Genomic DNA, 13,990 nt, shown 5'->3' on the forward strand with positions numbered 1-13,990 from the left:
GAGCGGGAGCGCTTAGACGGGAGAAATTGAGCCTCGAGGGCGGATTGGCCGCCCTCCAGCCAAGCTTGGGCTTCGACCTATTGCGCCGGCACGGCGGCCGGCTTTGCGTTGGCGCTCGGCAGCGGAATGGCCGGCCAGGGGCTCTTCGGCTTGGCCGCGACCGACGCACATGACGTCACGAGCTGTGGCCAGAGCGACGCCAGGCCCGTCAGGCCGATGTCGAATCTCGTCGTGTCGGTCTTGTCGTCCGGCATGGTCGCGGTCTGGCGGACATGCAGGAGACGGGACGCCAGGATCGTCGTGACCATGTCGCGGTCGACGCTGCCGCTCCACATTTCGTACTTCCCGGCCCGCACCGGGGACCCTCCGGCCGCCTTGCTCGCGTCGGCATCCGCGGTCACCAGAATCGCGCTCTTGCCGGCGCTGGCCTCGTCGACCTCGCCCGCGAACAGCAGCGGCACGCGATCGCCGGCTTCGCAATACATGCGCCACTCCATCGTCCGGAATGACGAGCCGTTCTCGTTTCTCATCACCGCGATCTTGCTGACGAACGGCCGCGCGCCCGTCTCCAGCCTCCACCCCGTTTCGGCCACCGCTCGGGTGTCGATCCCAAAACGATAGAGCTCGGCGCGCGTCAGCAAGTGCAGATTTTCGAACTTCACGGTCCGGATCAGATCGTTGAGCTCGCGGCTGATGCCCATTGCCGTAATGAACGCGACGCGATCGCGCTCGCCGGTGACCATCCGGCGCTGCTTGAGCTCCGCGACGGCCCCTGGCGGCGGATTGCCGTGGATGACGAGGACCACCCTGGAGTTATGGACCGCCAGCACGGCGTCGGGTGCGACCTCGCGCGAAGTCGCTCCGAGAAACAGGTAGCCGCAGGCCGAGTTGCACATCGCGTGGTAGGTGGTGAGTTCGGCCTCGACCTCGCCGCTTGCATTCTTCACCTTCAGGCAGGCGGCATCCACCTGCGTCCCCGCGGCGCACGCGGTGGCAATCGTCCGGCCAATGCGTGCGACCGCCTTGCGGCTGCGCAGCAGCCGCCCGATGACATAGGATTGCTCGACGCTGCCGCCGGGCGAATGAAGGTAGATTGGACGCTGCGTGTCCTTCACGCCGGCGAGGAAACGGCGGACGCGCTGGCCGGCGTCCCCATCGATCTGGCCCTCGATGGCGATCCAGCGGTCGCAGCCCGGCCCGCAAGCGTCGGGTGGCCCCTTGGCAAGGTAGATCGTCAGCTTGGACGCAAATCCCGCCTTCGCGGCCGGTGTTTCCGCTGCATGCAATGCGCCGGAAAGCAACAACGCGGCCACGAGAAGCATCATCCGAGCGAGCATGAAACGATCTACCACGCAGTGCATATCGATACCGACGCTACACGACGATCGGCGCTCTCACAACTTGCAGTGGCGCGTCATTCTCGTTTATTTCGTCGACGGCCGGCGGGCAATCCGGCTGTCCCGCGCAGCGCTTATCTTTGCCGGGATGTACAGATGACTGAACTCAAGGCTTCGGACGACGACACCTGCCAGAGCGAGTTTACCGATCCCGGGGCTTACGCGGCCCTGATCGGCAGCCTGCCGCTGGATAGTCCTGTGTTGTGCCGCAACTTGCAGGGCCTTTTGATCCACGAGGCATGGATCGAGAGGCAGGGATTGGACCCGGCCTCTTTCTCGGGTCAAAGCCGCGCCACGTTGCCCGTGACCCGGCGCCTCGAGCAACTCTTGACGATCGATCCGCGGCCGCTGAACATCGCCAGGCTGGGCGCGTCGTGGGCACTGGCGACGTGGCGGGACTTTGCATTGATGACCTGTGCTGTGCTGCGTCATCATGGCGTGCCGGTCCGCGTCCGCTGCGGCTTCGCAGGTATTTTACCGGGCATCCCTACCACGATCATTGGGTGTGCGAGTACCGGGCCCGGGATCAGCAACGCTGGGTGCTGGTCGATGCCGAGCTCGACGAGCTGCATCGCAGTCTGCTCAAGTTCGATTTCGACCCGGCGGATGTGCCTCGCACCGAGTTCGTCACGGGCATCGAGGCGTGGAAGCGATGCCGAAGCGGCATCATCGACCCGGCGCAGCTCGGTCACGGACCGACGACAGCTCTGTTCTTCGCCCGCGTCAACCTGGCGCGCGATCTGCTCGCAGTCGCCAAGGTCGAGACCTCGGCATGAGACGGTTGGCGCGCGGCGCGTGACCCGCATCGCGCCTTGGATGACGCTGCGCTCTTGCTCTGTGACGCCATGGCGCAATGTGGTGAGGAAGGAGCCATCGAGATCGGACCATTGCTGGTTGCGCCGCCCTGGCGGTAAACGATTCAAGGTCGGTGTCGGGCTGCGTGCCCTCGTCTGGCGGGTCGCCCGACCAGCGCTGACCTCATGCCACCGGATCCCTGGCGGAATCCGCGCGGCTGCGGCGATCCGGCGCCAATGATGGCGCGAGCGGAGCAGCATCGCCGCTCGACGTGACCTCGACCGGAGGACCGAGCGCATTGGCGGTGTTGAATGCCGAATGGTTCAGTGCGGCGGCGAGCGCCTGTGCATCGCCGGCGACGTCCATCAGCCGTGTCTGGAGGATCGCGCCGAGGGAGACGCTCGCACCGATGGCGAAGACGTCCGCCGCGAGCAGCCAGGGATTGCCGGCGGCAAGCGGAAACAGCAGCAGCGCGATCGCGGCGAACAGCAGGATGATGCCCGCCGTCGGCATCAGGGCGCGGTCGGCAAAGCGTGGCACGAACAGGTTGCCGAGCGTGGCACCGATGCCGAACACCGCCAGGAAGAACGGGATGACCGCCGTGCTGATTTTGGTGACCTCGATCAGTGTCGTGGCAAGATAAGTGTAAACGGCGAACATGCCGCCGAAACCGATGGCGCCGATCGCCAGCGTAATCCAGACGCGGCCGCGTCGGAGTGCTCCGAGCTCGCGCAGCGGATCGGACTTGCCGGCCTGGTCGCGCGGTACGAACAGGGCGCTCAGCAGCACCGTGAGCAGCGCCAGCACGGATACGAGGACAAAACTCGCGCGCCAGCCGACGGCCTGACCGATCAGGTTGGCCAACGGCACGCCGATGATGGTGGCGCAGGTCAGGCCGAGCATCACCTGGCCGATCGCCTGCGAGCGGCGATCTGAAGGAACGAGCGAGGCCGCGACGAGCGCAGCGATGCCGAAATAGGCGCCATGCGGCAAGCCGGAAAGAAAACGGGCCGCGATCATCAAGCCGAAGCCGGGCGCAAGCGCGGTGAGTGCGTTGCCCATCGCGAAGACCAGCATCAGCGCCAAGAGCTGCGTGCGCCGCGGAAAGCGCGCGCCGAGCACGGCGATCAGCGGCGCGCCCAGCACCACGCCGAGCGCATAGGCGCTGATCGCGTGTCCCGCGGTCGGCTCGTCGATCCCGAGATCGGCAGCGAAGAACGGCAGCAGGCTCATCGACGCGAACTCGGTGGTGCCGATCGCAAAGCCGCCCATTGCGAGCGAGAACAGGACAATGGCGAGGCGAGGGGAAGCCGAGATCGCTCGGCGCGAGGTCGCTTGAGGCGGAGCTGTCATGTCCTGCATTGGTGGCGTCAACGGGAACCAGCCCAGCGAACGTCGCCACCCCTGCAAGATTTATCCGTCGTACTTAAACCGCGATCGGCTTGCGTCAACACCGGAGCCCCGACGCCGGGCCTGCCGCATATCAGCGTCCCAATTCGGACGTGGCCATCCGCTCGCTTGCAACGAGGGGCGCACTGATCGCAACGACCGTGAGGCGGGCGCGACGCCTCTCATCGCGGCAGGTAATAGCCCGGCGCCGACACGCGCGGGCGATTTTGATAGACGTAGGGGTCATCGCTTTGGCCTGCAAAGTACGGATTAGCGATGCAAGTCAGCGCGCGACCCGATGCGCTCGCTTGACACTGCGTGTAACTGTCGAACCTGCAATTGCTCAGTCCCGGCCATTCATCGCCCGTCAGGCAGAACGCATGATTGGTGCCGAAGGCGCGCGCGGGCGTGCTTGCGCCGAGCGCGAATGTGGCGAGAGCGAGCGAAAATGTGGCGACAATTGGGAGGGCGATTCGTCCACGCATTTCGGTTCTCCAATCACGCGAATGTGCGCGCGACGTTGTTGCGCGCCCACGCACTGTATCTCGTGCAGAAGACATTGGAACTGCAGAAAACTCTTGTTTCAAAGGGTTTCTGGCGCGCGCTGCTAAACATCCGTTAACGCAGCAGGGGCCTTTGGCCCTGACTGTTGCGTCGAGGTTACAGCAATTCCGTCGATCACTGCTAAGACGACACCACGGCCCGGGGGCCTACTGAAGAAACTGGAACGGGAATCAAATGAACAAGAATTTGTTGCTTGCTGCTGTGAGCTTCGTCGCGCTCAGTGCGGCTGCGCCGGCTGTGGCTGCTGACCTCGCGGCGCGGCCCTACACCAAGGCTCCGCCGGCGGCGATCGCCGCGGTCTACGATTGGAGCGGCTTCTACATCGGTATCAACGGCGGCGGCGCCTCGTCGCACACCAGTTGGGATCTCGTCGGCTTCGGTCCGGAAGGTTCGCACGATGCGACCGGCGGCACCGTCGGTGGTCAGGTCGGTTATCGCATGCAGTCCGGCCAGTGGGTGTTCGGCGTGGAAGGCCAGGGCAACTGGGCCGACTTCACGGGCGACAACATCAGTGCTGTGACCGGCTTCCGCAATCGCACCAAGATCGACTCGTTCGGTCTGATCACCGGCCAGGTCGGCTACGCCTGGAACAACGTGCTCGCTTATGTGAAGGGCGGCGCGGCGGTTGTCGGCAGCAAGTATGACGTCTTCACCGCCGCTGGGGCGAGCTTCGACTCGGCGAGCGCGACCCGTTGGGGCGGCACGGTCGGTGCCGGCCTCGAAGTGGGCTTCGCGCCGAACTGGTCGGTTGGCGTCGAGTACAACCACATCTTCCTGGGCGGCAAGGACGTCACCTTCGCCAGTGGTGCCGTCGACCACATCAAGCAGGACGTCGACATGGGTCTCGTCCGCCTGAACTACAAGTTCGGCGGCCCGATGATCGGCAGGTACTGAGACTGATCGCCCCATAAGGAGCGGTCGTCGAAAAGCCCCGGCCTCGCGCCGGGGCTTTTTTATTGTTCGAATTCAGCTAGCTAACCATTCTCTCGCGGGATGGTTCAGATGGCTTGACTCCTGAGAACGAAATGAGAACAATGTTCTTCATACGTTCTAGCAAGGGAGCGAGACCATGTTCAGGATTTTCGTGGAAGAAGCCGCCGCACTGGCGTCGATCACGCTGTTCGTCGGGATGATCGCGATCTGGGCGCAGGTGATTCCACAGCTGTAGTCAGCCGTGCCCCTCTAGTCCCCCTTTGGCGCCGCGTTGGGGAAAAGCGGGATGAGGCCGCCGATTGGCGGCTGCGGCGTGGACTCTGACGCGGCGAGCCCCCACCATTGTGGGGCGAGTCGGCCGGGCGAGTGCAGGATGCCTCCGGTGCGGACGACCGCCCCATCTCATCTGCAAGAGGCCGTCACGCGACCATGCCGAGCGCCGGATTTGTCCACCTTCACGTTCACTCGGCCTATTCGCTGCTCAAGGGCTCGATCAAGATCGCCAAGCTCGCCGAGCTCGCGAAGAAAGACCACCAGCCGGCCTTAGCGCTGACCGACACCGACAATCTGTTCGGCGCGCTGGAATTCTCCGACAAGATGGCGGGCTCCGGCATCCAGCCGATCGTCGGCTGCGAGCTCGCGATCGATTTCGGCGACCAGGATCCGACCGCGCGCAATGCGATGGGCCCCTCGCGCGTGGTGCTGCTGGCGGCGCAGGAGCGCGGCTATCGCAGCCTGATGCGGCTGAACTCGCGCGCGTTCCTCGAATCGCCGGACAGCCATGCGCCGTTCATCAAATTCGATTGGCTCGAGAACGAGACCGAAGGCCTGATCGCGCTCACCGGCGGCCCCGACGGACCGATCTCGCTGGCGCTGGCCGGCGGCTATGCCGAACTCGCCGCCGCGCGCTGCGAGCGTCTGGCCGGGCTGTTCGGCGACCGGTTCTACATCGAATTGCAGCGCCACAATATCGACAAGGAGCGGCGCATCGAGAGCGGGCTGATCGACATCGCCTACGCAAAAGGCCTGCCGCTGGTCGCGACCAACGAGCCGTATTTCGCCTCGACCGATGATTACGAGGCCCATGATGCGCTCTTATGCATCGCCGGCGGCCGGCTGATCGCCGAGACCGATCGCGTGCAGCTCACCCCCGATCACCGCTTCAAGACCCGCGCCGAGATGGCGGTGCTGTTCGCCGACATTCCGGAGGCGCTGGCTTCCACGGTCGAGATCGCCGAGCGCTGCTCGTTCCGCCCGATGACGCGCAAGCCGATCCTGCCGTTCTTCACCGTCGGCGCGGCCGGCAGCTCCGATGCGGCCGCGGTCGAGGCGGCCGAGCTGAAGCGGCAGGCAGAGGAGGGGCTCGCCAACCGCCTGCGCGTGCACGGCCTGTCGCAGGGCACGACGGAGGAAACCTACGCCAAGCGGCTGGCTTTCGAGCTCGACGTCATTACCCGCATGAAATATGCGGGCTACTTCCTAATCGTGTCCGACTTCATCAAATGGGCGAAGTCGCAAGGAATCCCGGTCGGGCCGGGCCGCGGCTCCGGCGCCGGCTCGCTGGTCGCCTGGGCGCTGACCATCACCGACCTCGACCCGATCAAGTTCGGCCTGCTGTTCGAGCGCTTCCTCAATCCCGAACGCGTCTCGATGCCGGACTTCGACATCGACTTCTGCCAGGACCGCCGCGGCGAGGTGATCAGTTACGTGCAGCAGCGCTACGGCCGCGACCAGGTCGCGCAGATCATCACGTTCGGCACGCTGCAGGCGCGCGGCGTGCTGCGCGACGTCGGCCGGGTGCTGCAGATGCCCTACGGCCAGGTCGACAAGCTGACCAAACTCGTGCCGCAGAATCCGGCCGCGCCGGTGACGCTGGCGGCTGCGATCGAGAGCGAGCCGAAGCTTCAGGCGTTCCGTGACGAAGACCCGGTGGTCGCGCGCGCCTTCGACATCGCACAGCGCCTCGAAGGCCTGACCCGGCACGCCTCGACCCATGCCGCCGGCATCGTGATCGGCGATCGCCCGCTAAGCGAGCTGGTGCCGCTCTACCGCGATCCCAAATCCGACATGCCGGTGACCCAGTTCAACATGAAATGGGTGGAGCCGGCGGGCCTCGTCAAGTTCGACTTCCTCGGCCTGAAGACGCTGACCGTGCTCGACGTCGCGTGCAAACTGCTCAAGCCGCGCGGCATCGATGTCGATCTCGCCACGCTGCCGATCGACGATGCCGAAAGCTACCAGATGCTGGCACGCGGCGAGGTGGTTGGCGTGTTCCAGGTTGAAAGCCAGGGCATGCGGCGCGCATTGGTCGACATGCGTCCCGACCGCTTCGAGGACATCATCGCGCTGGTCGCGCTGTATCGCCCGGGTCCGATGGCGAACATCCCGACCTATTGTGCGCGCAAGCACGGCGACGAGGAGCCGGAATATCTGCACCCCGTGCTGGAGCCGATCCTGAAGGAGACCTTCGGCGTCATCATCTACCAGGAACAGGTGATGCAGATCGCGCAGGTGATGTCGGGCTATTCGCTCGGCGACGCCGACCTCTTGCGCCGCGCCATGGGCAAGAAGATCCGCGCCGAGATGGAGAAGCAGCGCGAGATCTTCGTCGCCGGTGCGGTCAAGAACGGCGTGCCGAAGGGCCAGGCCGAGACCATCTTCGAATTGCTGGCGAAGTTCGCCGACTACGGCTTCAACAAGAGCCACGCGGCGGCCTATGCGCTGGTGTCCTACCACACCGCCTACATGAAGGCGCATTACCCGGTCGAGTTCATCGCGGCGTCGATGACGCTCGATCTGAACAACACCGACAAGCTCTCCGAATTCCGCTCCGAGGCGCAGCGCCTCGGCATCAAGGTCGAGCCGCCGAACATCAACCGCTCGGGGGCGACCTTCGAGGTCGGCGACAAGGTCATCTATTACGCGCTCGCCGCGCTCAAGGGCGTCGGCATTCAGGCGATCGAGCAGATCATCGAGGAGCGCACCAAGCGGGGGCTGTTCACCTCGCTCGCCGACTTCGCCGCGCGGGTGTCGCCGCGCGCGATCAACAAGCGCATCATCGAGAGCTTAGCTGCGGCCGGCGCCTTCGACACGCTGGAGCCGAACCGCGCGCGCGTCTTCGCCGGCGCGGATGCGATCCTCGCCGCCTGCCAGCGCGCGCACGAAGCCGCGACCATCGGCCAGAACGACATGTTCGGCAGCTCGGCCGATGCGCCGACCATCATGCTGCCGCAGATCGAGCCATGGCTGCCGGCCGAAAAGCTCCGCCGCGAATACGACGCGATCGGCTTCTTCCTGTCGGGCCATCCACTCGACGACTACGCCACCGTGCTGAAGCGCCTGCGGGTGCAGAGCTGGGCCGAGTTCTCGCGTGCGGTGAAGACCGGCGCCACAGCTGGCAAGGTCGCCGCCACCGTGGTGTCGCGCATGGAGCGCCGCACCAAGACCGGCAACAAAATGGGCATCATGGGGCTCTCCGATCCCACGGGCCACTTCGAGGCGGTGCTGTTCTCGGAAGGCCTGGCGCAATACCGCGACGTGCTGGAGCCGGGCGCGGCCGTGCTGCTGCAGCTCGGTGCCGAGCTGCAGGGCGAAGACGTCCGCGCCCGCGTGCTGCATGCCGAGCCGCTCGACGATGCCGCCGCCAAGACGCAGAAGGGCCTGCGCATCTTCCTGCGCGACACCAAACCGCTGGACTCGATTGCCAAGCGGCTCGCCGGCCCCGAGATGGCGGCCACCAATGGTGCCGCGCCGAAAGTCGGCAGCCCCGGCCTCGCGCCGCGCTCCAATGGCGACGGCGAGGTCTCGCTGGTGATGATGCTCGATCTCGAGACCGAGGTCGAGATGAAGCTGCCCGGGCGCTTCAAGGTCTCGCCGCAGATCGCCGGTGCCATCAAGGCGGTCGCTGGCGTCGTGGACGTGCAGCAGCTGTAACGTCATCTTCTGCCGGGTTCTTTGCAGGCCCCGAGGCGCGGCGACCCTGCGCAAATTGGAGAGGGGCAGCGGCGGCTGTTTTGCCGGTACGAGGCTGACATGGAGCTGACGCCGGCCGGAAAGCCGGCCATGGCATCGCCTCAATCCAAGCTCTTCCTTAGCCAAGCCTTTTCGTCATTCAGGGCTTTCGTTCAATTGCCATTCAGCTGGCTGCGTGTCTGATGCGCGCTGGCACCTCAACGACAAAGCGGGCACAAGCCATGCGTGGGACGCTCAAGATCTTCATCTGCCTTCTCCTGCCGATCGTGGTTCTTGCCGCGGGCGCGCCGGATCAGGCGCGTGCGCAGCAGCAGGAAAAGCGCATCGCGCTCGTGGTCGGCAACGGCGCTTACGCCAAGTCGCCTTTGGCGACCACCGCGAACGATGCCGGCTTGATTGCGCAGACGCTGCAGGCGGCGGGCTTCGACGTCGTCGGCGCCCGCGATCTCGACGGTGACACGCTGCGCAAGAGCTTTCGCGACTTCATCCAGAAGGCGCAGGCTTCCGGACCCGGCACCGTCGCGATGATCTATCTGTCCGGCTATGGCGTGCAGCTGGCCGGCGAGAACTATTTCATCCCGGTCGATACCAACATCAGCCGCGACACCGACATCCCGACCGAGGCGCTGCGCATCAGCGACTATGCCCGCCAGCTTGCCGCCATCCCGCTCAAGGCCAACATCATCGTGCTCGACGCAGCGCGCGCGCAGCCCTTCATCGAGGGCGGCCAGCAGCCGATCGCGAGCGGGCTCGCTCTGGTCGAGCCCGATCCGAACATGCTGATCGCCTTCAACGCAGCGCCGGGTACGGTCGCGCCCGAAGAGCCGGGGCCCTATGGCATCTATGCACAATCGCTCGCCGAGATGATCCGCACCGGCGGGCTGTCGCTGCCGGAGGTGTTCGACCGCGTCCGCCTGCGCGTCAACGAGGCCTCCAAGGGGGCGCAGGTACCGTGGGACGAGCAGAAGATATCGGCGCAGTTCTCATTCTTCGAGCGCGGGCCCGACGCGCCGCCGCCGGCGGCCGCGCCCGACCAGGTCGCGGCGATCCGCGCCAAGCCGATCCGCGATCTCGGCGTGCAGGACGCCTATGCCGCCGCGCTCGCGCGCGACACGCTGCCGGCCTACGAGGAGTTTCTCGCGGCCTATCCCGGCGATCCACTTGCGAAGCGCGTGATGGCGATTGTGGCGGCGCGCCGTGAGGCGATCACCTGGCGGCGGACCTATCGCGCCGACACGCCGGATGCCTACTGGTCCTATCTGCGCCGTTATCCGCGCGGGCCGCATGCGGGCGATGCACGACGACGTCTTGCGATCCTGACGGCGCCGCTCGAGCCGCCGCCGACGTTCGCGATGATGGACTATGACGTGCCGCCCCCGCCACCGGAGGAGATCGTCTACGTCGATCGTCCCGTGCTGTATTTCAGCGATCCCGTGTTCGACTTCGTGCCGCCGCCGCCGCCGCCGGTCTATTTCTGCCCGCCGCCGCCGCCGGACTTTGTCGTATTGCCGCCGCCGCTGCCCGTGGTCGGGCTGTTCGTGCTGCCGCAGCCGGTGTTCGTGCCGATCCCGGCGTTCTACAGCCCGCCGGTCTATGTCGCACCGCCGCCGAACAACATCATCTTCAACAACATCCACAACACCACCGTCATCAATACCGTGATCAACCAGGCACCGGCCCCGCCGCCGGCCGGGAATATCGCCGCCGCCACGGTCGTCGCGGCGAATGGAGCTGGCCGCGCCGGCGCGCTGACGCCGGTGCCCGCCGCCGTCAAGCAGCAGGCGATGACGATCCAGACCAACCCCGGTCGGCAGCTCACGCCAAGCCAGGCGGCGTTCGTCAGCAATCCCACGGCCAAGCCGGCCGCGATAATGGCGAAGCCGGTCACCACGACGCCGACTGCGGTCACTCCCACCGCGGCGCCGCCAGCCGGCCATGCGCTTCCGGGCTTCCAGAACACGCCGGCTGCACCGGCGGGTGCGGCAGGAACTGCGCCGAACCGGCTGGCGCCGACCACGTCGACGGCACCTGCCAATGGTCAGCCGCAGGGTCGTCCCAATACCGCGACGGCGCCTGCCAATACGACCGCTCCGGCCGGCGCCGCGACCTTGCCGGCCTCCAAGCCGCCTGTGGCGCAGACGCCGCCAGTCGGACGAGCGGAGCGTGGGAAATCGCCGGCGCATGAGCCGGCCGTGACCCCGCCGACCACGACACCGGCGGGCAAGCCGCCCATGACCACGACGAACGTGACCAACGGGAAGCCGACGCAGCCATCGCCGCCGGTCACTGCGCGGGAGCACATCAAGCCGCAGAGCCTGCGGCCTGCAACACCGTCGCCCGCGCAGGTCTCGAGGCCGCCGCCGGCCCCGCCGCATCCGCAAGCGCTCGCAAGGCCGGCACCTCCACCTCCGCCGCGGGTGGCCGCGCCGCCTCCGCCACCACGCCCGCCAGTTGCAGCCGCACGGCCCGCGCCACCGCCAATGGCTCGGCCCGCGCCGCCTCCGCCGGTGGCCCGGCCGGCGCCCCCGCCGCCGCGAATGGCGGTCGCGCCACCACCTCCGCCACGTCCGGCCGCCCCACCGCCACGGCCGGCTACCCCGGCGCCAGCCGCGAAAAGATGCCCGCCCAATCAGCCCAAGTGCTAGCGGGCAGGGCGGAATTGCCCGACCGGGCCTTTCAGGGACGATAAAGCCCTGAAAGGCCCTTATTTCCTTGCTTCTGGCCGAAATGGCGCTATATAGCGCGCCATCTCACACGGAAACATGGCTCACAAGGCCGTCCGGTGGCAGCCGGGGCGAGAACGCTCCGTTTTGCTCACACGTTTCCGGAGGAACCAACCGGAGAATTAGAACGATGGCGCTACCCGATTTCACTATGCGTCAGCTGCTCGAAGCTGGCGTGCACTTTGGTCACCAGTCTCACCGCTGGAATCCGAAAATGGCTCCGTTCATTTTCGGCACCCGCAACAACATCCACATCGTCGATCTCGCCCAGACCGTGCCGATGCTGCACAGTGCCTTGCAGGCCGTCAGCGATACGGTTGCCAAGGGCGGCCGCATCCTGTTCGTCGGCACCAAGCGCCAGGCGCAGGACGGCGTCGCGGACGCGGCCAAGCGCTGCGCGCAGTATTTCGTCAATTCGCGCTGGCTCGGCGGCACGCTGACCAACTGGAAGACGATCTCGGCCTCAATCAAGCGCCTGCGTCACCTCGATGACGTGCTCTCGGGCGGCGAAGCCAATTCCTACACGAAGAAGGAGCGTCTGACGCTGCAGCGCGAGCGCGACAAGCTCGACCGCTCGCTCGGCGGCATCAAGGACATGGGCGGTCTGCCCGACCTGATCTTCGTGATCGACACCAACAAGGAAGACATCGCGATCCAGGAGGCCCAGCGCCTCAACATCCCGGTCGCCGCGATCGTCGACACCAATTCGGACCCGAAGGGCATCACCTATGTGGTGCCCGGCAATGACGACGCCGGCCGCGCCATTTCGCTGTACTGCGACCTGATCGCGCGTGCGGCGATCGACGGCATCTCGCGCGCCCAAGGCGATTCGGGCGTCGACGTCGGTGCCTCGGCCCAGCCGGTCGTCGCCGAAGAGCTGCCGGCCGCGTCCTCAAGCGGCTTCCAGGGCCTTGCCGGTCCCCGCGGCACCGCCGACGACCTCAAGAAGCTCCCGGGCGTGTCGGGCGCGATCGAGAAGAAGTTCAACGATCTCGGCATCTTCCACTTCTGGCAGCTCGCCGAGCTCGACCACGACACCGCGCATACGATCGGCGAAGAAGTCGGTCTGCCGAGCCGTGCGGATGCCTGGGTGGCCAAGGCCAAGGCGCTGACCGCGGAAGCAGAATAGTCCGGGCGATCGGTTGGCCGGATCGGATCCGGCCACCATTTCATTCAGTTGACGCGAATTCCTGAGATGGACCGCGGCGGGGCAATTGGGAGCCACGCCGCGGCAAACCGGCAGGCAAGAAGGATTTTCAACGATGGCAACGATCACTGCTGCGATGGTCAAGGATCTGCGCGAGTCCACCGGCGCAGGCATGATGGACTGCAAGGCCGCGCTGACCGAGAACGACGGCAACATGGAAGCGGCGCAGGACTGGCTGCGCAAGAAGGGCCTGTCCAAGGCTGCCAAGAAGTCGGGCCGCGTCGCCGCCGAGGGCCTGATCGGCGCGCTCACCAAGGGCACCAAGGGCGTCGTGGTCGAGGTCAACTCCGAGACCGACTTCGTCGCGCGCAATGGCCAGTTCCAGGGCCTGGTCAAGATGATCGCCCAGGTCGCATTCGACGTCGGTGCCGATGTCGAGAAGATCAAGGCCGCCAAGGTCGGCGACGTCACCATCGAAGCTGCGATCAATGACGCGATCGCCACCATCGGCGAGAACATGACGCTGCGCCGCGCGGCTTCCCTCGAAGTCGGCCAGGGCGTGGTGTCGCACTATGTCCACGGCGCGGTCGTCGACGGCGCCGGCAAGATGGGCGTGATCGTGGCCCTGGAATCGCCCGGCAAGGCCGACGAGCTCGCAGTGCTCGGCCGCCAGATCGCGATGCATGTCGCCGCCGCCAACCCGCTGGCGCTCGATCCGTCCGGGCTCGATCCGGCGGTCGTCAAGCGCGAAAAGGACGTGCTCGCCGACAAGTACCGCCAGCAGGGCAAGCCGGAGAACGTGATCGAGAAGATCGTCGAGTCCGGGCTCAAGACCTACTACAAGGAAGTCTGCCTGCTCGAGCAGGCCTTCATCCACGACACCGGCAAGTCGGTGGCGCAGGCGGTGAAGGAAGCCGAAGGCAAGGTCGGCGGCGCTGTGAAGGTCGCCGGCTTTGTGCGCTATGCTCTCGGCGAGGGAATCGAGAAGCAGGAAAGCGACTTCGCGGCCGAGGTCGCGGCGGCCAGCGGCAAGAAGTAAGCGCCGGAACACCTCCTTCCGGCGTGCCGCC

At 66.2% G+C, this 13,990-nt stretch carries 9 protein-coding genes; 6 read left to right on the plus strand and 3 right to left on the minus strand.

Features of this window, described 5'->3' with window-relative positions:
- Nucleotides 1–77 precede the first annotated feature (77 nt).
- A complete protein-coding gene (locus JJB99_RS18355) occupies nucleotides 78–1,322 on the minus strand; it encodes a hypothetical protein (RefSeq protein ID WP_349629025.1) in 1,245 nt (414 codons plus the stop codon).
- Between the two features lie 578 nt (nucleotides 1,323–1,900).
- Here JJB99_RS18355 and JJB99_RS18360 point away from each other — a divergent pair.
- Nucleotides 1,901–2,173 carry a hypothetical protein gene (locus JJB99_RS18360; protein WP_200493758.1) on the plus strand — a complete coding sequence of 91 codons (273 nt, stop codon included), beginning with the start codon at nucleotides 1,901–1,903 and terminating at the stop codon, nucleotides 2,171–2,173.
- 202 nt (nucleotides 2,174–2,375) lie between these two features.
- Here JJB99_RS18360 and JJB99_RS18365 read toward each other — a convergent pair whose 3' ends face one another.
- Together JJB99_RS18365 and JJB99_RS18370 are read right to left on the minus strand one after the other, a co-directional pair.
- A complete protein-coding gene (locus tag JJB99_RS18365) occupies nucleotides 2,376–3,545 on the minus strand; it encodes an MFS transporter (protein ID WP_200493759.1) in 1,170 nt (389 codons plus the stop codon).
- 218 nt (nucleotides 3,546–3,763) lie between these two features.
- On the minus strand, nucleotides 3,764–4,066 hold the full coding sequence (locus JJB99_RS18370) for a DUF3551 domain-containing protein (RefSeq protein ID WP_200493760.1): 303 nt from the start codon (nucleotides 4,064–4,066) through the stop codon (nucleotides 3,764–3,766).
- Between the two features lie 253 nt (nucleotides 4,067–4,319).
- Between JJB99_RS18370 and JJB99_RS18375 the strand changes: the two genes are divergently transcribed.
- The 5 genes from JJB99_RS18375 (at nucleotide 4,320) to tsf (ending at nucleotide 13,959) form a co-directional block, all read left to right on the plus strand.
- Entirely contained in the window at nucleotides 4,320–5,039 is a 720-nt protein-coding gene (locus JJB99_RS18375; protein WP_200493761.1) for an outer membrane protein, read from the plus strand.
- A gap of 468 nt (nucleotides 5,040–5,507) precedes the next feature.
- On the plus strand, nucleotides 5,508–9,011 hold the full coding sequence (dnaE, locus tag JJB99_RS18380) for a DNA polymerase III subunit alpha (protein WP_200493762.1): 3,504 nt from the start codon (nucleotides 5,508–5,510) through the stop codon (nucleotides 9,009–9,011).
- A gap of 260 nt (nucleotides 9,012–9,271) precedes the next feature.
- On the plus strand, nucleotides 9,272–11,695 hold the full coding sequence (locus JJB99_RS18385; RefSeq protein ID WP_200493763.1) for a caspase family protein: 2,424 nt from the start codon (nucleotides 9,272–9,274) through the stop codon (nucleotides 11,693–11,695).
- A gap of 208 nt (nucleotides 11,696–11,903) precedes the next feature.
- Complete coding sequence (locus JJB99_RS18390; protein WP_200493764.1) at nucleotides 11,904–12,902, plus strand: 30S ribosomal protein S2; 999 nt, start codon at nucleotides 11,904–11,906, stop codon at nucleotides 12,900–12,902.
- A 133-nt stretch (nucleotides 12,903–13,035) separates the two neighbouring features.
- On the plus strand, nucleotides 13,036–13,959 hold the full coding sequence (tsf, locus tag JJB99_RS18395; protein WP_200493765.1) for a translation elongation factor Ts: 924 nt from the start codon (nucleotides 13,036–13,038) through the stop codon (nucleotides 13,957–13,959).
- Nucleotides 13,960–13,990: the final 31 nt, after the last annotated feature.

The sequence above is a fragment of the Bradyrhizobium diazoefficiens genome (assembly GCF_016616235.1).
Taxonomy (GTDB): Bacteria; Pseudomonadota; Alphaproteobacteria; order Rhizobiales; family Xanthobacteraceae; genus Bradyrhizobium; species Bradyrhizobium diazoefficiens_H.

What these genes read in the sequence shown, in the direction of transcription:
- JJB99_RS18355 (WP_349629025.1), bottom strand. Translation starts at nt 1,322, where the DNA reads ATGCTTCTCGTGGCCGCGTTGTTGCTTTCCGGCGCATTGCATGCAGCG.
- JJB99_RS18365 (WP_200493759.1), bottom strand. Translation starts at nt 3,545, where the DNA reads ATGACAGCTCCGCCTCAAGCGACCTCGCGCCGAGCGATCTCGGCTTCC.
- JJB99_RS18370 (WP_200493760.1), bottom strand. Translation starts at nt 4,066, where the DNA reads ATGCGTGGACGAATCGCCCTCCCAATTGTCGCCACATTTTCGCTCGCT.
- JJB99_RS18375 (WP_200493761.1), top strand. Translation starts at nt 4,320, where the DNA reads ATGAACAAGAATTTGTTGCTTGCTGCTGTGAGCTTCGTCGCGCTCAGT.
- dnaE (WP_200493762.1), top strand. Translation starts at nt 5,508, where the DNA reads ATGCCGAGCGCCGGATTTGTCCACCTTCACGTTCACTCGGCCTATTCG.
- JJB99_RS18385 (WP_200493763.1), top strand. Translation starts at nt 9,272, where the DNA reads ATGCGTGGGACGCTCAAGATCTTCATCTGCCTTCTCCTGCCGATCGTG.
- JJB99_RS18390 (WP_200493764.1), top strand. Translation starts at nt 11,904, where the DNA reads ATGGCGCTACCCGATTTCACTATGCGTCAGCTGCTCGAAGCTGGCGTG.
- tsf (WP_200493765.1), top strand. Translation starts at nt 13,036, where the DNA reads ATGGCAACGATCACTGCTGCGATGGTCAAGGATCTGCGCGAGTCCACC.